The 17,238-nt window shown below is 60.4% G+C and carries 14 protein-coding genes and 1 pseudogene; 5 read left to right on the plus strand and 10 right to left on the minus strand.

Translation table 11 applies throughout. The features are described 5' to 3' along the window. Positions 1-222: 222 nt before the first annotated feature. The 4 genes and pseudogenes from IB254_RS30035 to IB254_RS26575 form a co-directional block, all read right to left on the minus strand. Positions 223-1,104, minus strand: a complete 882-nt coding sequence (locus IB254_RS30035) for a methyl-accepting chemotaxis protein (RefSeq protein WP_411737737.1) — start codon at positions 1,102-1,104, stop codon at positions 223-225. Between the two features lie 27 nt (positions 1,105-1,131). Beyond that, a pseudogene (locus tag IB254_RS30040) lies at positions 1,132-2,187 on the minus strand (methyl-accepting chemotaxis protein); the annotation flags it as partial. 108 nt (positions 2,188-2,295) lie between these two features. After that, positions 2,296-3,678: a PLP-dependent aminotransferase family protein gene (locus IB254_RS26570; protein WP_192420359.1), complete on the minus strand. Its 1,383-nt coding sequence runs from the start codon at positions 3,676-3,678 to the stop codon at positions 2,296-2,298. 181 nt (positions 3,679-3,859) lie between these two features. Continuing rightward, complete coding sequence (locus IB254_RS26575; protein ID WP_008041586.1) at positions 3,860-4,621, minus strand: SDR family oxidoreductase; 762 nt, start codon at positions 4,619-4,621, stop codon at positions 3,860-3,862. 236 nt (positions 4,622-4,857) lie between these two features. Between IB254_RS26575 and IB254_RS26580 the strand changes: the two genes are divergently transcribed. Further along, entirely contained in the window at positions 4,858-5,862 is a 1,005-nt protein-coding gene (locus IB254_RS26580) for an NADP-dependent oxidoreductase (protein WP_192420362.1), read from the plus strand. Positions 5,863-5,964: 102 nt separating this feature from the next. Here IB254_RS26580 and pyrF read toward each other — a convergent pair whose 3' ends face one another. Beyond that, positions 5,965-6,663: an orotidine-5'-phosphate decarboxylase gene (gene pyrF, locus IB254_RS26585; RefSeq protein ID WP_167362965.1), complete on the minus strand. Its 699-nt coding sequence runs from the start codon at positions 6,661-6,663 to the stop codon at positions 5,965-5,967. Between the two features lie 293 nt (positions 6,664-6,956). Here pyrF and IB254_RS26590 point away from each other — a divergent pair, with 293 nt between their 5' ends. The 3 genes from IB254_RS26590 to xopAW all read left to right on the plus strand — a co-directional run bounded on the left by IB254_RS26590 (position 6,957) and on the right by xopAW (position 9,632). Then, entirely contained in the window at positions 6,957-7,715 is a 759-nt protein-coding gene (locus tag IB254_RS26590; protein WP_008029291.1) for a response regulator, read from the plus strand. After that, positions 7,715-8,764: a sensor histidine kinase gene (locus tag IB254_RS26595; RefSeq protein ID WP_008029293.1), complete on the plus strand. Its 1,050-nt coding sequence runs from the start codon at positions 7,715-7,717 to the stop codon at positions 8,762-8,764. Before IB254_RS26590 ends, IB254_RS26595 begins: the two co-directional genes overlap by 1 nt. 130 nt (positions 8,765-8,894) lie before the next feature. Continuing rightward, positions 8,895-9,632, plus strand: coding sequence for a XopAW family type III secretion system calcium-binding effector (xopAW, locus tag IB254_RS26600; protein WP_192420364.1), 738 nt, complete (start codon positions 8,895-8,897; stop codon positions 9,630-9,632). Between the two features lie 128 nt (positions 9,633-9,760). Here xopAW and IB254_RS26605 read toward each other — a convergent pair whose 3' ends face one another. The 5 genes from IB254_RS26605 to IB254_RS26625 form a co-directional block, all read right to left on the minus strand. After that, positions 9,761-10,816, minus strand: coding sequence for an AI-2E family transporter (locus tag IB254_RS26605; RefSeq protein ID WP_192420366.1), 1,056 nt, complete (start codon positions 10,814-10,816; stop codon positions 9,761-9,763). A 70-nt stretch (positions 10,817-10,886) separates the two neighbouring features. Beyond that, positions 10,887-11,693 carry a DUF4892 domain-containing protein gene (locus IB254_RS26610; RefSeq protein ID WP_008029299.1) on the minus strand — a complete coding sequence of 269 codons (807 nt, stop codon included), beginning with the start codon at positions 11,691-11,693 and terminating at the stop codon, positions 10,887-10,889. Between the two features lie 8 nt (positions 11,694-11,701). Then, on the minus strand, positions 11,702-12,361 hold the full coding sequence (locus tag IB254_RS26615; protein ID WP_192420368.1) for a glutathione S-transferase family protein: 660 nt from the start codon (positions 12,359-12,361) through the stop codon (positions 11,702-11,704). 50 nt (positions 12,362-12,411) lie between these two features. Then, entirely contained in the window at positions 12,412-13,266 is an 855-nt protein-coding gene (locus IB254_RS26620; RefSeq protein WP_192420370.1) for an alpha/beta hydrolase, read from the minus strand. Beyond that, the gene (locus IB254_RS26625) at positions 13,263-14,069 is read right to left on the minus strand and encodes an alpha/beta fold hydrolase (RefSeq protein ID WP_192420372.1); all 807 of its coding nucleotides are present in this window, start codon (positions 14,067-14,069) and stop codon (positions 13,263-13,265) included. The genes IB254_RS26620 and IB254_RS26625 overlap by 4 nt, the downstream gene beginning before the upstream one ends. 206 nt (positions 14,070-14,275) lie before the next feature. Here IB254_RS26625 and IB254_RS26630 point away from each other — a divergent pair, with 206 nt between their 5' ends. Continuing rightward, a complete protein-coding gene (locus tag IB254_RS26630) occupies positions 14,276-17,218 on the plus strand; it encodes an RHS repeat-associated core domain-containing protein (RefSeq protein WP_192420374.1) in 2,943 nt (980 codons plus the stop codon). Positions 17,219-17,238 lie beyond the last annotated feature (20 nt).

The following is a 17,238-nucleotide window of genomic DNA, read 5'->3' on the forward strand; positions in this document are numbered from 1 at the left end:
CTTTCAGGTCCATAGGTTTCAGCTCTCGCCACGGCATGGTCAGATCCTCGGAATCGACCAGTGCCAGTTAAAAACTGTTACCTATGTGCTTGAACTGTTTTGTTACCTATGTGGGTGAGTCATACCGGCAAGACTTTTTGGTTCCTTTTGTGGCGTTTGACAAAAGGGACTCGCCGTAAGGGCGAAACCGTAAGTGGCCGTTACCGCAGAAATGGATATGTATCAAAGCCGGAAATGCCCGACCATCCCCTTCAACTCAACCCCCAACTGCGCCAACTCGATACTCGACGCCGCATTCCCCTGCATCGCCAACGAAGACTGATCCGCACTCGCACGAATACTGGTCACACTGCGATTGATCTCCTCAGCCACAGAACTCTGCTCCTCCGCTGCCGCTGCAATCTGCTGGTTCATCTGCTGAATCAACGACACCGCCGCAGCAATACTGCCCAAGGCACTTTCGGTCTGAAGTGCATCACTGACCGCCAGTTTCACCAATTCGCCACTGCTCTGAATCTGATGCACCGACGACTGCGCCGCCGAACGCAAGGCGCTGACCAGACGTTCAATCTCCTCGGTCGATTGCTGAGTCCGCTTCGCCAGCGCCCGCACTTCATCGGCGACCACCGCAAACCCCCTGCCCTGCTCGCCGGCCCGTGCCGCCTCGATGGCCGCATTCAGCGCCAACAAGTTGGTCTGCTCAGCCACACTCTTGATCACGCTGAGCACCGTGCCAATATTCTGAATCTCCGCACTCAGGCTCTCGATGCTGGAACTGGCCGAGGACGCCGAGTCGGCCAGCTGTTCGATCCGCGCCATGCTCTGGCGCACCACCACCTGGCCACTTTCGACCTTGTCGTCCGCCGTCTGCGCAGCCTGGGCAGCTTCTTCCGCGTTACGTGCAACATCGTGCACGGTGGCGGTCATCTGGTTCATTGCGGTTGCGACCTGCTCGGTTTCTTCTTTCTGACTGCTGACTTCAAGATTGGTCTGTTCGGTCACCGCCGACAGCGATTGCGCGGAACTGGCCAATTGCTCGATGCCCGCCTGCAAACCGCTGACAATGCTGCTGAGCCCCGCGCCCATTTGCTGCATGGCCTGCATCAGTTGGCCGATCTCGTCCCGGCGGGTCACTTCAACCGTCGCACTCAAATCGCCCGCAGCAATTTGCTGAGCCACACGAATCACACTGCGCAACGGCCCCACAATCAATCGGGTAATCACCCACGCAGCGATCAGCCCGACCAGCAAGGCCAGGGCCGATGAACCGATAATCAGCAACGAATTCTTTTTCAGCTCGGTCTGCATCGACTGGTCTTCGGCCACATAGGCCTGATCCACCCGCTCCACCACCTGCGCGGCGCGCTGATGCAGCTGTTCATAGACGGTTTTTTCCTGCGCCAGCAGGCCGGTGTACTCGGCAAGTTTTTCGCTGAAACCACCAATGTGCCCAACCACCTCATTGAGGACCGTCTGATAGCCCTCGTCCTTGACCGTGGTTTTCAACTGCTCGGCCTGAGCCAGCGCCTGATCGGCCTGCTCGATCTTGCCTTGGCCGGCACTGTCATCGCCCTTGCGGCTCTGGTCCAGACGCACGCGCGCCTCGTTCATGGCTTGCAACATCAGCCGCGATACCTGGCTGACTTGATTGGCCTGTTCGATGAACTGGCTACCGTCCTTGCCCTCGGATTCCTTCAAGGTATAAGCGCCATCGTCGGCGAGACCGGCCTGCAACACATCAAGGTTGTTGGCCACGCTGGACACCGACCAACTGGCCATTTCCAGCGCCAGGTCCTTGGCCTGACTCAGCGAGACAAATTCGTCAAAAGCCTTGCGGTAAGCTCCCAGCGATTGCTCGACGTCGTTCATCACCGGAACGTTGGCCGGTGATTGCGCCTTGAGCTGGTTCGCCAGGACGACCAGGCCTTCAACGCCCTCGTGCAACGCAGTGACGATTTTCGGGTTGCCGTGCAAGGCGTATTCCTGCTCGAGCAACCGCACCTTGAGCAGGCCACTGTTGAGCGACGACATCTGTTTGAGCCCGTCGAAGCGCTGGCTGATGGTTTGCAGGGACCATACGCCGATGGCCGCTACCAGGGCTGTCAACAGCAGCACCAGCAGAAACCCGACACCCAGTTTTTTTGCCATACCGAGGTTGGCAAAACGTCCTTGCACGGCCGAAATCATTGCACTTAGTCCCCTGACATAGTCTGTTAACGCAGATTCGCAACGGGCCTGTGTCAACACAAGTCTCTGGCGTCGGAATAATGGCCAAAAGCTACGCCAACGTCGTTTTCAGAACGCTTGAGGTCGATCCGAAGCGGTGGCCTGAAAAAACGCCCGGGCTCGCGGATCACAGGCATAGGCCACATTGATACGCTGCCAGTCACCGGCCACGCCGGCGGGACTGAAGGCTGTCGCGCAAGACAGCAGGACACCGTAGCGCCGAGCCTGAATCCGCAGGTGAGCGTAGTCGGACTTGCGCGATCGCGCCCAGATGAACAGGCCGCCGACGGGTTTGCCGAAGACCTCCCACTCAGCGTCTTCCAGCATCTGCAATGCGGCCTCTCGGTCACCGCTCAGACGCTGCCGCAGGCGCAGCACCAACTTGCGATAGGCACCGCTCGCCAACAGGCAGGCCAGTACCGACTCGCAAAACCCGGAGGTGCCCAGGCTGCTGATCCTCTTGACCTCGGCCAGCCTCGATATGACTTCCGCGCCAGCCACTACAAAGCCGACCCGCAACGAACTGCTGAGAATCTTGGAGTAGCTGCCGAGGTAAATCACGTTGTCATCGGTCTCCAGGGCAGCGAGCCGCACGCCCGGGCCACTGTGCAAATCCGCGTAGACATCGTCTTCGATCACCAGCGCACCATGGGTTTTTGCCAGTTGCAGGACCCGCTCCGCCACCGCCGGCGCCAGGCTGCTGCCCGTCGGGTTGTGATAGAAACTGTTGATGAACAATGCCCGGGGCTTGTTCTCCCGCAGCAGTACCGTGAGCGCTTCGATGTCCGGCCCGCGCGGCGTGCGCGGTACTTCGAGCATGTTGACACCGCGCAGCCTGAGCAACTCGAACAACAAGGAATAACCGGGGCTTTCCACCACCACGCAATCACCTGGCTTGAGCAAAGTGCGCACGATCAGGTCAAGCCCCTGACTGGCGCCCGCCGTTGTCATGATTCGACTTTCTTCTGCGGCGATATCCAGCAGCCTCAGGCGCTTGAGGATTTGCTGACGCAACGCCCGCAAACCCAGCGGCGCGCCGTAATTGAACAGCGCAGACATGTCCGTGCGACTGACCTCACGGATCGCGTAGCTCAGGTCGTCGGTTTCACGCCAGCTTTCGGGAAGCCCGCCACTCCCCAGCGGCAGCTCACCCTCCCTGCTGTGTGAATTAACCTCTGCACCTTCTGACCACGGCGAGTCCGCAGCGACCAACGCCGGGGTTGCGACGACGAACCCCGCGCCATGACGTGGCGCCAGCATGCCTTGAGCCACCAGCCGCTCACAGGCCTCGACGACGCTGACCTGACTGAGCAAGTTGACCCGTGCGATTTGCCGCGCAGAAGGCAAACGCGTCCCCGGCTCTATTTCGCTCCGACGCAGCCAGCAAGCCAGCGCGTCGACGATTTGCTGTACGACCGGCACCATTGCCTGTCGATCGATTCTCAATTCCATGAGCAAGCAAACTCCTGTTCGTTTGGCGGAAAACAGTTAATCACAGCAACGCTGGATGGGCTGTGCGACAACGCCGCCAAAACTCACGGATCTAACCATTTGAAACACATTGCCCGAGCCATTCCCCAGGCAAAAAAAACCCGCACACGTGGCGGGTTTTATTGCGGTGCATGGCCCGGCTTCAGAACGCCGTGACGCCACCGTCCACCGCCAGCGAATGACCGGTGGTGAACGCGGCACCGTCGCTGCACAGGTACAGCACGGCACTGGCGATTTCTTCGACCTTGCCGATGCGACCCACCGGGTGCATGGCGCTGGCGAACTCGCCCTTCTTCGGATCCGCTTCATAGGCGCGGCGGAACATGTCGGTGTCGATCACCGCCGGGCATACCGCGTTCACGCGAATCTTTTTCTTGGCGTATTCGATTGCCGCCGATTTGGTCAGGCCGATCACCGCGTGCTTCGACGCCGCATAGATGCTCATCTTCGGTGCGGCACCGAGGCCAGCCACCGAAGCAGTGTTGACGATCGCGCCACCGCCCTGAGCCAGCAACAACGGCAGCTGGTACTTCATGCACAGCCAGACGCCTTTGACGTTGACGCCCATGATCGCGTCGAATTCGTCGACCGTGCCTTCGGCCAGTTTGCCTTTCTCGATTTCAATACCCGCGTTATTGAAGGCGTAGTCGAGGCGGCCGTAGGTATTCACCACTTCGTCCATCAGATTTTTTACATCGCTTTCCAGGGTGACGTTGCAACGCACGAAGGTCGCTTCGCCGCCCGCCGTACGAATCAGCGCCACGGTGCCTTCACCGCCAGCGGTGTCCATGTCGGCCACCACCACTTTCAACCCTTCGGCGGCGAACGCTTGGGCGGTCGCGCGGCCGATACCATTGGCGGCGCCCGTGACTACAGCGACCTGGCCGGAAAACGTCATGCTCATTGTGATGCCCTCGAAGTGAAGAATGTGCAGGTTAGCGTGCGACCAGTCTAGCCACAGGCACGACCCGCGCGGCAGCACTATCAGAAGCCCGGTTAAGCGACCATGAGTTGCAGTGATAAAACCACCAGACCGACTATCACTGCACTGGATCGATGTGCATTCGCCGCATCAGCCAAACTTGCGGGGTCGTCCATGAAGGTCTATCAACAAGTCTTCATTCATCTTGAGTGCCTGTCATGACTACCCAGACCAATCGCCAGTTCCTGCTCGCCAAACGTCCGGTGGGCGCGGCGACCCGCGAGACATTTACCTATCAGCAAGTCCCGGTCGGCGAACCGGCCGCGGGTCAGATCCTGGTCAAAAACGAATACCTGTCCCTGGACCCGGCCATGCGTGGCTGGATGAACGAGGGCAAATCCTACATCCCGCCGGTCGGTATCGGCGAAGTCATGCGCGCACTGGGCGTAGGCAAAGTCGTGGCGTCCAGCCATCCGGGGTTTGCGGTCGGGGACTACGTCAACGGCGCCCTGGACGTGCAGGATTACTTCCTCGGCGAGCCGCGTGGCTTCTATAAAGTCGATCCGAAACTGGCACCGCTGCCACGTTACTTGTCCGCGCTGGGCATGACCGGGATGACGGCCTACTTCGCCCTGCTCGATGTCGGCGCACCGAAGGAAGGTGACACCGTGGTGCTCTCGGGTGCTGCGGGTGCGGTGGGCAGCATCGCCGGGCAGATCGCCAAGATCAAAGGCTGCCGCGTGATCGGCATCGCGGGCGGCGCGGACAAGTGCAAGTTCCTGATCGACGAACTGGGTTTTGACGGTGCCATCGATTACAAGAGCGAAGACGTCGTCGCCGGCCTCAAGCGCGAATGCCCGAAAGGTGTGGACGTGTATTTCGATAACGTCGGCGGCGATATTCTCGACGCCGTGCTGAGCCGTCTCAACCTGAAGGCACGGGTGGTGATTTGCGGCGCCATCAGCCAGTACAACAACAAGGAAGCGGTCAAAGGGCCGGCCAACTATTTGTCGCTGCTGGTTAACCGCGCACGCATGGAAGGCTTTGTGGTGATGGACTACGCCGCACAGTTCGCCGCGGCCGGGCAGGAAATGGCCGGGTGGATGGCCAAGGGGCAGCTCAAGAGCAAGGAAGACATTGTCGAAGGGCTGGAGACGTTCCCGGAGACGCTGATGAAGTTATTCAGCGGCGAGAATTTCGGCAAGTTGGTATTGAAGGTTTAACACCAACCTGTAGGAGCCGGCTTGCTGGCGATAGCATCACTGTGGTTTGTCTGAAACACCGCGGTGATGCGATCGCCAGCAAGCCGGCTCCTACAAAGGTGATCAGGCGATTTCGGCTACGACGTCAGCCAACGCCTTGGCCGGATCCGCCGCCTGGCTGATCGGACGGCCGATCACCAGGTAATCGGAACCGGCATCCAGTGCCTGACGCGGCGTCAGAATGCGGCGCTGATCGTCCTGGGCGCTGCCCGCCGGACGAATCCCCGGGGTCACCAGTTGCAACGACGGGTGAGCCGATTTCAAGGCCTGGGCTTCCAGCGCCGAGCACACCAGACCGTCCATCCCGGCTTTTTCCGCCAGCGCAGCCAGGCGCAACACTTGCTCCTGCGGTTCGATGTCCAGACCGATGCCGGCCAGATCTTCGCGCTCCATGCTGGTCAGCACGGTCACGCCAATCAGCAGTGGTTTCGGACCGGTACGCTGATCGAGCACTTCACGGCAAGCCGCCATCATGCGCAGACCACCGGAGCAGTGCACGTTGACCATCCACACACCCATTTCCGCCGCGGCTTTTACCGCCATGGCGGTGGTGTTCGGGATGTCGTGGAACTTGAGGTCCAGGAACACTTCGAAACCCTTGTCGCGCAAGGTGCCGACGATTTCCGACGCGCAGCTGGTGAACAGTTCCTTGCCGACTTTGACCCGGCACAGTTTCGGGTCCAACTGGTCGGCCAGCTTCAGTGCGGCGTCACGGGTGGGGAAATCCAGGGCGACGATGATAGGAGTCTGGCAGACGGACATGTGCGGGCTCTCAGGCAGGACGAAATCGGCGCGCATTGTAGCGGAACCAGCGCGGCTGCGGGACCCGATGATCGGTAAATCGTCGTCGGCGCTCAGCCAAGCCTAGCCCTTTCGCCGATTGTGTCGAGACCGATACACTCACGACACGCCCACAACACCCTTCCCCGCTACCCTCGGCAGCCGCAACACGTCCTTACAGCACTTCCCGCCTCCGGGCCGGACGCCTATGCTGAAGCCACAACCTCGCAGCCCATCTTTGTGGTTGGCAGCCTACCTGGCAGATGAACGCACGCATGCACAACACCCACGCACCTGTGAACGACGATCAAAAAGCGCCCGGCGATGACAAACGCTGGAGCATTCGCGCCCTGATCGTCGACGATGACGTCCCGATCCGCGAACTGATGATCGACTACCTGGCCCGCTTCAACATCCACGCCAGCGGCGTCACCGATGGCGCGGCCATGCGCCTGGCGCTGCAAGCGGAGCATTTCGACGTGGTGGTGCTCGACCTGATGCTGCCCGGCGAAGACGGTCTGTCGCTGTGCCGCTGGTTGCGCGCCGAATCGGACATTCCGATCCTGATGCTCACCGCGCGTTGCGAACCCACCGACCGGATCATCGGCCTGGAACTGGGCGCCGACGATTACATGGCCAAACCGTTCGAACCACGGGAGCTGGTCGCACGGATTCAGACCATTCTGCGTCGGGTGCGCGACGATCGCACCGAACAGCGTGCGAATATTCGCTTCGACAACTGGCGCCTGAACAGCGTGCTGCGCCAGTTGATCGCGGCGGATGGCCTGGTGGTGCCGCTGTCCAACGCCGAGTTCCGCTTGCTCTGGGTGTTCATCGAACGTCCGCGCCGGGTGCTCAGTCGTGAACAATTGCTGGATGCGGCGCGCGGTCGTTCGATAGAAGCCTTTGATCGCAGTATCGACCTGCTGGTTTCGCGTCTGCGCCAGAAACTCGGGGACGACCCGAAAGCCCCACAGTTGATCAAAACCGTTCGCGGCGAGGGTTACCTGTTCGACGCACGAGACATCGGCTGATGCGTGCGCGCTTCGATACGCTGTTCGGTCGCCTGTTTGGCGTGCTGCTGGTGGCGATCATCCTGGCGCATCTGCTGGCGTTTGCCTGGTTTCATCATTACGGCCCACCTCCGCCGCCGCCCCCGCCCGAGTTCGCCCAAGGCTTCGACGGACCGCGCCCGCCGCCGGACCCGCGTTTCGAAAACCGGCCACCACGGCCATGGTTCGGCGGGCCACTGGTGCCACTTACCTTCCAGCTGATTTCGCTGATCATCGCCGCCTGGTACGGCGCCAAACTGTTGAGTCGGCCGATCCAGCGCCTGAGCGACGCCGCCGAGCGCCTGAGCGAGAACCTCGACAGCCCGCCGCTGGATGAGTCCGGCCCACGGGAGGCCCGGCAAGCGGCCTACACCTTCAACCTGATGCAAAAACGCATCATCGAACAGATGCAGCAGCGCTCGCGGATGCTCGGTGCGGTGTCCCACGACCTGCGAACGCCGCTGTCACGCCTCAAGCTGCGGCTGGAACAGATCGACGACGACAAGCTGCAAGGCCAGATGCGCCAGGATCTGGACGACATGATCAGCATGCTCGACGCCACCCTCACCTACCTGCACGAGCAGCGCACCAGTGAGGCACCGCAGTGGATGGACGTGCAGGCGCTGGTCGAATCCCTGAGTGAAAACGCCCAGGACCAGGGTTGCGATGTGCAGGCCAACGGCCATTGCGCACCGTTGCAAGTGCAGCCGATGGCGTTGCGCTCGTGCATCAACAATCTGCTGGATAACGCACTGCGTTATGCCGGGCAGGCGCAGATCGTGCTTGAGGACAATCGCGAACATCTGGTGATTCGGGTCATCGACCATGGGCCGGGGATTGCGGCAGATAAACGTGAAGCGGTGTTTGAACCGTTCTTCCGCCTGGAAGGTTCGCGCAACCGCAACTCCGGCGGTGTCGGTCTAGGCATGACCATTGCGCGTGAAGCGGCTGAACGATTGGGTGGGCAATTGAATCTGGAAGAAACTCCCGGTGGCGGTTTGACCGCCGTTATCTGGTTGCCCCGCACCTGAATCCCCACAGGGTCTGAGTCTGACCTGTGTGTACCAATCGGTACAAACCCCACATACCTACGACAACTTGCTCCTTGAGGCTGCATAAGCCGGTGCACCCACCGGTTTTCCATTCCAGGGAGTGAGCCCAATGATCGGTAGCGTCAGCAACTACACGAGCTATACCAGCACCAGCAGCACCACAACCAGCAATGCTCGCAGCCAGCAATTCCAGAAAGAACTGCTCGCCAGGCTCGACACCAACAGCGACGGTTCGGTGGATCAGGACGAGCTCACCAGCGCTCTGTCACAGAAAACCGAGGACGGCCTGCTGGTCAGCCTGAGCAAGAACTTCGCCGACCTGGACAGTGACGACAGTGGCAGCCTGAGCAGCGAAGAAATGGCTGCGATGGCACCACCGCCACCACCACCGCGAGATCAGGCACCCAACACCGAACTGGCCGACGCGCTGATCAGCGCACTGGACTCCGACAGTGACGGCGCCATCAGCAGCGATGAACTGAGCAACGGCCTGACCAACGCCGGCAGCAGTGCCGACAGCACAGAGATTTTTTCGGCGCTGGATAAAAACGAAGACGGCGTCGTCAGCAAGGACGAACTCGCCGCCAGCCTCGCCCCGCCGCCACCGCCGCCGCAACAGGTGCCCAGTGACGAATTGTTCAGCCAACTCGACGCGGACAGCGACGGCAGTGTCAGCGCCAGCGAATTGAGCAGCGCGCTGCAGGCCGGTCGCGAGAAAAACAGCAACAGCGCAACCGGTCAGGCGAACGTGACTGAAGCGCTGAATAAAATGATCGCCAACCTGAGCAAGCAGTACTCGCTCGACAAAGTGGCGACGGTAGGCAAGTACCTGAACGTTACAAGCTGAGCAAAAACTCACGCATCTAATTGTAGGAGCCGGCTTGCTGGCGATCGGATCACCGTGGTTCACCTGAAACACCGCGGGGATTCGATCGCCAGCAAGCCGGCTCCTACACATTGATCGTGGTCGGCCATTTACGGCCGGCGATCTTCCACCCGCGCCTGACTCTTGCTCCAGTCGGTCAACAGGCTGTACGCCACGGCCAGCAACGTCGGCCCGATAAACAGGCCGATGAACCCGAACGCAATCAACCCGCCAAACACGCCCAACAGCACGATCACCAACGGCAAATTGCCGCCGCGGCTGATCAGATAAGGCTTGAGCACGTTGTCGACCCCGCTGATGATGAACGTCCCCCAGATTCCAAGAAACACCGCCATCCCGTATTCGCCCTTCCAGGCGAGCCACGCCGTGGCCGGAATCCACACCAGCGGTGGCCCCATGGGAATCAGGCTCAGCAAGAAGGTGACGATGCCCAGTACCAGCGCCCCCGGCACCCCGGCAATCAGGAAGCCGATCAGCGCCAGCACCGCTTGCGCCGCCGCAGTCCCGATCACGCCGTTCACCACCCGTTGCACCGTACCCGCCACCAGCTCGATGTAATAACCGGCGCGATCACCGATCAACCGTTGCAGCAGCCCATGGACAAACGCCGCCAAACGCGGCCCGTCCCGGTAGAAAAAGAACACGAACACAATGCTGAGCGTCAGCTCGAGAATGCCGCCGCCAATCTGTGCACTGCGCGCCAGCAACCAGTTGCCGACCTGCCCCAGATAAGGTTTGAGCGACACCATCATCGCCGCGCCCTGCTGATCGATGCTGTTCCAGATCACCACCAGACGTGCGCCTACCAAAGGAATACTGCCCAGCCATGTCGGCGCCTCGGGCAGGCCATCCATCTGCACGTCCTTGATGAACGCCGTGGCATCACGCACATGGTCCGCGAGGTTGAAACCCAGCCACACCAGCGGCACCGCCACCAGCAACATCCAGCCGAGGGTCAGCAATGCCGCCGCCAGGGATTCACGCCCATTGAGCCAACGGGTCAGCAAGCGCATCAGCGGCCAACTGGCGAACGCAAGCACTGCGCCCCAGAACATGGCCGACCAGAACGGCGCCATCACCCAGAAGCTCGCGCCAAACAGCACCAGCAGCAGGATCTGCACCAACAGCCGATCGTTATTGATCATCCGCGTCTCGAAAAAAGTCAGTCAGCCAATAGAGTAGGCGAACGCGGCAAGCACGTCCGCCTGCCACAGCTTATCGCAACAGTTCGATGTGCAGGCCAGAGCCTTCGACGCTGCCGGTTTCCATTCTGGCCGTGCGCACACCCTGGCCGATCAGGGCCTGGCGCCAGGCTTCGGCCTTCGGCCCGGACACACTGACCCGCAACGTGGTGTCCAGGTTCAGTCCACGGGAGATCAGGCGCAGCCAGGTATCGTCAGGGTCGCCGGTCAGCTTGGGGAAATCGAGCTCGCCGGTGCTCTTGAGTTCTCGAAGCAAGGTGGCGGAAGTCGGCAGCAAATCGCCCAGCGGTGCTGCGGCGTCGAACTGCTCGACGTGCAAATAGGCTTTGCGATTGCCGCGAGTGATGCTGTAAAGCGCCACCAGGGTGTTGTCCCGCGGCGCCGCCAGACGCAACAACAGGTAGGCCTGCTGATCGTCGGCCCCATAGAGTTTGGCATTGCCGAAGACCTCATTGGCCCACAGGCTGCTCTCGCCGCAATCGCGGGCCTGGCACCAGAACAGCAACTGGGCGTCCTGCTTCTGCAAGGCTTCGCGAGCCGCCGTGAAGGCTTCGGTGGAGGAATGCTCCGCAGGCAGCTCGTAGGTCACCGAGGTGGTTTGGCCCCGGGCGCTGACCTGACCGTCGAAGCGCAACTGCCCACTGATCTTGCGGATCGAGCCCAACGGGTAGATCCGTTCGAGTTCAGCCGTGGGGCGATAGTCGACGATCTGCGAGTCGGCCAGGCGCGGCACGATCGGCAGGTCCTGACTGCCCGGCACATCGGCGGCAAACAGCGAAGGACTGAAACAACACAGCATTAGCAGACTGAGTGATCGCATGGACAGGCTCATCGGATCAGCATGGCCTGGGCACCTTTGACGACACTGGCGTCGTCGATGCGTTCGGGCACCAGCAAACCGCGCTGCACCGCCGGGCGCGCCGCCATCGTCGCCATCCAGCGTTGCAATGCAGACAAGCCGTCCACTGCCACACCGGACCACTCGTGACCACGGACCCACGGATAGGTCGCGATGTCGGCAATGCTGTATTCGTCCGCCAGAAACTTTACGTCTTGCAGGCGCGTGTCGAGCACTTCATACAGACGGCGGGTTTCATGCTGATAACGGTCGATGGCGCCCTGGAGCTTTTCCGGAAAGTAACGGAAAAACACGTTGGCCTGGCCCTGCATCGGACCGATTCCACCCATCTGGAACATCAGCCACTGCAGCACCACCGAGCGCCCCTTCGGGTCCTTGGGCAACAGCTTGCCGCTCAGTTCTGCCAGATAAATCAGGATGGCGCCGGATTCGAACACGGCAAAATCGCCGTTGGCGCGATCGACAATCGCCGGGATCCGGCCATTGGGGTTGATCTTGAGGAAGTCCGCGGACTTCTGTTCCTTTTTGTCGAAACTCAAGGCGTGCACCGTGTAGGGCAGGCCGAGTTCCTCGAGCACGATAGAGACCTTGTGGCCATTCGGGGTCGCAGCGGTGTAGAGATCTATCATGGTTGTCTCCCATTTCAACCCGCCCAGCCTCGACAGTTGCCCGGCGCAAGTCAAGGAACGGCGAAGAACCGATTGAAACAGTCTGCGACAAGGTCGGCACCGGATTCGTCATTCAGGTGCAAATGATGACCGCCAGGCAGCTGTTCACGGCTAAAGGGTAGACGCTCCAGCAACTCTGGATGTTTGGCGAGCATGCCGTCGGCCGCGACGACCAGCAGCGCAGGACAACTGACGCGCTGGACGAAGGCCATGGCTTGTTCGGTGGTCAGACGCAGCGGCGATGGCAGCGTCAGACGGCTATCGGTGCGCCAGGTGTAACCGCCCGGCACTGGCATCAAGCCGCGTTGCGCCAGCAGTTCGGCGGCCTCGCGACTGACCGCCACCAGGCCTTTCATACGCGCTTCGATGGCGCGTTCAAGGGTGTTGTAGACCGGTTTGCTTTTCTCTCGCAGGTCCAGTTGCGCTTGCAGGGCCATGCCCATGCGCTCGGCAGCATTTTCGCCTTTGTCTGTAGGAGGAATGATGCCGTCGATCAAGGCCAGGTGCGTAACTCGCTCCGGCAGCGACCCGGCGATGATCAACGAAGCGATCGCCCCCATGGAGTGCCCCATCAGCGCAAAACGCTTCAAGCCCAGCTGTTCGGCGACTTGCAGCACATCATGGGCGTAGTCCCACATCGCGTAGCCGGCACCCGTCGGGCGATGCCCGGAATGACCGTGACCGGCCATGTCCAGCGCAATGATGCGCAGCCCTTTGAGCTTCGGCGCCAACCGGGCAAAGCTGTTGGCGTTGTCCAGCCAGCCGTGCAAGGCAATCACCGGCAAACCGTCTTCGGGGCCGAACAGGTGCGCCGCCAGCTCAATGTGCGGCAGGCTCAGACGGACTTCTTCGACGGCATGGTTCATGCGCAATCCTGCTGATGACGAGCATCCCAGCGGCTGAACAGTTTTTTCAGCAGCGCGGCGGTGTCCTGGGGACGTTCAAGGGGAAACATGTGGCCGCCGGGCATGGTCAGGGATTCGCCCAACGGCATGCGCCCGACAGAATTGGCGTGATGGCGCATCACCACGCGGCTTTTGTGCCCACGCACCACCGCCAGCGGCACTTTCAGTTGCCGTGCGCGACCGGGACTGGTGTGGGGCACGCCCCGGTAGATGCTGATTTCCGTGGCGGGGTCGAAACGCAGACGCAGTTTGTCGCCGACCTGATGCAGGCCGTGTTGTAGGTAAGCATCGAAACATTCAGGGTCGAAACCACGAAACAGCGTTTTACCGGCGAAATAACGGCGGGCACTCTCGATATCGGCGAACTCTTCGCGCCGCCCAAGTGTGCGACCGGCCGGGGTCAGGCGGTCGATAAAACCGAAACGCTTGGCAGCGAGGATCACCCATTGATCGGCACGGGTCAGCACCGGCGAATCGAGCATCACCACGCCGCGATACAGCTCGGGACAACGCAATGCCGCGTGCAGGTGCAGCACGCCGCCGAAGGAATGGCCGACGCCCCACACCGGTTCCGCCTGTTGCTTGAGGTGATGAATCAGCTCGTCGACCAGGTTGTGCCAGTTGTCATCCGCCGGGAAACGCGGGTCATGGGCGTGCTGCTCCAGATGCGTCACCTGATACTCGGGCGCCAGCGCCGCGAACAACTTGCCGTAGGTCCCGGAGGGGAACCCATTGGCGTGGGCGAAAAATATCTGCTGCGACATACCGGTCGTTCCATCAAACGAAAAACAGAACCCGATTGTCCGCAAGCCCACCGGGAACCGCAATGACCGTAACTGCCAGGAATGATGACAGTCGTGCCGTGGCTATGAGCGGCACCGTGGGCCGGACCTGTTATTTATGACAGTTGACAGTCAAACCTCATGACGCGGATAAGAGCACTGTCGCCAAACCTCGGGCAATGCCTGTCATGACCCACGCCAACACGCCCGCTATTGCAGTGATCGACTCCCGCGGTCTGGGCGTGCGTGCCGTGGCGTATCACCGCCGCGACAATTCTGCAGTCGAAAGCTGCATCACCCAGCAGGTCCACGATGTTGCCGGGCGTGCCGTGTTGAGCCGCGATCCACGGTTGTTTCGTTTACATCAGGCAGACCAGAGCGCCGCCAATCAAATCAGCGCGTTCAGCCTGTCGGGCGCCCTGTTGTTGTCCGAAAACAGTGATGCCGGCTGGCGCCTGGGCTTGCTCGGCGAGGACGGACAAGGCGTCGAAGGATGGGATCAGAAGCTCACCCATAGCCGCCTGCACTACGACGGGCAGCGCCGGCCAATCGCTTCATTCGAGAGCGCCCACGGTGAAGCGCAACGCTGCATCGCAAGGTTTGCCTACGCGGCTGCCAGCGCCGATGAAAGCCTTAACCTGCGTGGCCAACTGATTCGCCAGGACGACACCGCAGGCACTTTGCACTACCTCTCGTTCGGCATTGGCGGCACATCGCTGCAACACAGCCGTACTTTTGTCGAAGATCCGCAATGGTCCGTGGATTGGCCCGCGACGGAGAGCGAACGCGATGGTTTTCTGGAGGATGATCCAGCGATCACTCGCCTTCACTGCAACGCCGTAGGCGACCCCATCAGGCAGACCGACGCAAAAGGTAATGCTCAAGCGTTCATTCAGACCCGTGCAGCCGAGCTGAAGGAAGTTCGCCTGACACTGGCCGGACAGACCGAGGAAAAAACCCTGGTCAGTGACATCCAGTACAACGCTTTCGGTCAGGTCGAGCGGCAACGTGCAGGGAATGGCGTTATTTCGTGTGCGACGTTTCGCCCTGAAGACGGACGCTTGGAACATCTGAAGGCTTACGTGCCAGATCAACCTGCGATCCAGGACCTGACTTACGAGTACGATGCCACAGGCAATATCACGGGCCTGACCGACACTGCCGACCCAACTCGCTATCACCGCAATCAGCGGATCGAACACACCCATCGCTACCGTTATGACAGCCTTTACCGACTGATAGCCGCCACCGGCCGACAGCTTCGCAATACCTGCGGCGGGCCGCAGTTACCGGCGTTCCAATCTGCGCCCGACCCCGGGCAACTGGAAAATTACACGCGTATTTACACCTACGATGCCGCCGGCAACCTGGAAGTCATGCAGCATCAGGCTGACAGTGCCAGCCGCACCGAACGTACAGCCATCGCCGCTTCCAGCAATCGCAGCCTGCCTCAAAAGACCAATGGCGAGTTACCCGACGACAACGACATTGCCGCCGGTTACGACCTGAACGGCAACCGCATGACCCTCCAACCGGGACAAGACTTGCTGTGGGATTTACGCAACCAATTGCGCCAGGTCGATCGAGTGGTGCGCGAGGACAAGCCTGACGACACCGAGATTTACCTCTACGACGGCAGCGGCCAACGCCTGCGAAAGATCCGTCAGACCTACACCGGCACGTTGATCCGCACCCACGAAACCCGCTACTTGCCGGGTGTGGAAATTCGCTCGTCTGCTGACGAAATCCTTCATGTCATCACGGTGGAGGCCGGGCGCGGCAAAGTGCAGGTACTTCATTGGGAGAAAAAACCAGCGTCGGGCATTCCCCAGGACCAGCATCGCTACAGCTTCACCGATCATCTGAAGTCCAGCACCGTCGAGCTGGATGAAGACGCCAAACTGATCACATGGGAAAGCTACTACCCGTACGGTGGGACCTGTTGGTGGGCCGGGCGGAACAAGTTGGAAGCCAGTTACAAAACGATTCGCTACTCGGGGCAGGAGCGGGACGCCACTGGGTTGTACTACTACGGTTTCCGGTATTACATGCCGTGGTGTCAGCGGTGGCTGAATGCAGATCCGGCGGGAGTGGCGGCCGGTTTAAATTTGTACACCATGGTCGGTAACAACCCGATGCGTTACGTCGATTTGCAAGGCTTGGTAGAAGTAGACGCCAGCCGAGTCAACGCAGCATCAGCGACGGCTATACACAGGTTTACGGCTGCGGCTTTTGGTTTTGGTGTGCTGATTGCAACTCGGACTGTACTCGAACAAATCGAGCCGAACCACGAGTCCAACCTGGCCTTACATTCGTTAGCTGCGACTCTGGAAGGGGGGGCAGCCGGCTACATGGGCTATGGACTCACAAAAAGTGTTGGCCTGCATGATGGTATCGCCGTAATGACCGCGGCTGTAGCGGCTATCGGTTTCGCAACACCTGCACTCCTTAGTGAACAGGGGATGCCGCCTTCGACTACGGATCCGGAGCTTCATCGCGATGCCATCGGACGCGTAGCTTCTGTAATGGGTGGATTAGCTATTCAATTTGCAATGGATACGTTCACAGCAGGCGCAGATATCCAATTCAATTCATCCGCCGACGTCTCTGACAAATTCAAAACCTTGCTGAAGACATCGATCGGATATGCGGGTATTCGAGCAGGCGTAGGCGCACTCAACTCGTTATTGCCGGCGTCGATCAGTGGAATCCTGGGCCCTGCGGCAGAAGCGGCGGACGGCTTCCTGGAGACCTACATGAAGCCTTACCCGTCAGGTAAAACCGATTACGTTGAAAACACTAAAGCCGGCATGCCGAGCAGCTGGAAAAACACCTTCCAAGGCGCTGTAACACGTTCGGTCGGCGGATCTCTCTACCGTATGCTGGGCGCAATCCCCTCCTCCAGCCTCTCCTCCCTGGCACGGGGAGCGCTCGTCGGTGCTATCGGATTTTTCACTGAGTTTCGTCCTCTGGCTGCGAATCAGATGAAGAAAGGATTCATCAAGGATTCGCTGTCCCCGGCTTTCGACATTGAAACCCCACCTTCAAGACGAGGCAGCGCCACAGCACCTTCGGGTCGCGGATATTGGGAAGGGAGCTTGCATCTGGATCGGCTGTTTCGTGAACCTTGATACGAAGCGGACCGGCGCGC

This window comes from Pseudomonas sp. PDM03 (assembly GCF_014852385.1).
GTDB classification, from domain to species: domain Bacteria; phylum Pseudomonadota; class Gammaproteobacteria; order Pseudomonadales; family Pseudomonadaceae; genus Aquipseudomonas; species Aquipseudomonas migulae.

What these genes read in the sequence shown, in the direction of transcription:
- IB254_RS30035 (WP_411737737.1), bottom strand. Translation starts at nt 1,104, where the DNA reads ATGCAGGCCATGCAGCAAATGGGCGCGGGGCTCAGCAGCATTGTCAGC.
- IB254_RS26570 (WP_192420359.1), bottom strand. Translation starts at nt 3,678, where the DNA reads ATGGAATTGAGAATCGATCGACAGGCAATGGTGCCGGTCGTACAGCAA.
- IB254_RS26575 (WP_008041586.1), bottom strand. Translation starts at nt 4,621, where the DNA reads ATGAGCATGACGTTTTCCGGCCAGGTCGCTGTAGTCACGGGCGCCGCC.
- IB254_RS26580 (WP_192420362.1), top strand. Translation starts at nt 4,858, where the DNA reads ATGACTACCCAGACCAATCGCCAGTTCCTGCTCGCCAAACGTCCGGTG.
- pyrF (WP_167362965.1), bottom strand. Translation starts at nt 6,663, where the DNA reads ATGTCCGTCTGCCAGACTCCTATCATCGTCGCCCTGGATTTCCCCACC.
- IB254_RS26590 (WP_008029291.1), top strand. Translation starts at nt 6,957, where the DNA reads ATGCACAACACCCACGCACCTGTGAACGACGATCAAAAAGCGCCCGGC.
- IB254_RS26595 (WP_008029293.1), top strand. Translation starts at nt 7,715, where the DNA reads ATGCGTGCGCGCTTCGATACGCTGTTCGGTCGCCTGTTTGGCGTGCTG.
- xopAW (WP_192420364.1), top strand. Translation starts at nt 8,895, where the DNA reads ATGATCGGTAGCGTCAGCAACTACACGAGCTATACCAGCACCAGCAGC.
- IB254_RS26605 (WP_192420366.1), bottom strand. Translation starts at nt 10,816, where the DNA reads ATGATCAATAACGATCGGCTGTTGGTGCAGATCCTGCTGCTGGTGCTG.
- IB254_RS26610 (WP_008029299.1), bottom strand. Translation starts at nt 11,693, where the DNA reads ATGCGATCACTCAGTCTGCTAATGCTGTGTTGTTTCAGTCCTTCGCTG.
- IB254_RS26615 (WP_192420368.1), bottom strand. Translation starts at nt 12,361, where the DNA reads ATGATAGATCTCTACACCGCTGCGACCCCGAATGGCCACAAGGTCTCT.
- IB254_RS26620 (WP_192420370.1), bottom strand. Translation starts at nt 13,266, where the DNA reads ATGAACCATGCCGTCGAAGAAGTCCGTCTGAGCCTGCCGCACATTGAG.
- IB254_RS26625 (WP_192420372.1), bottom strand. Translation starts at nt 14,069, where the DNA reads ATGTCGCAGCAGATATTTTTCGCCCACGCCAATGGGTTCCCCTCCGGG.
- IB254_RS26630 (WP_192420374.1), top strand. Translation starts at nt 14,276, where the DNA reads ATGACCCACGCCAACACGCCCGCTATTGCAGTGATCGACTCCCGCGGT.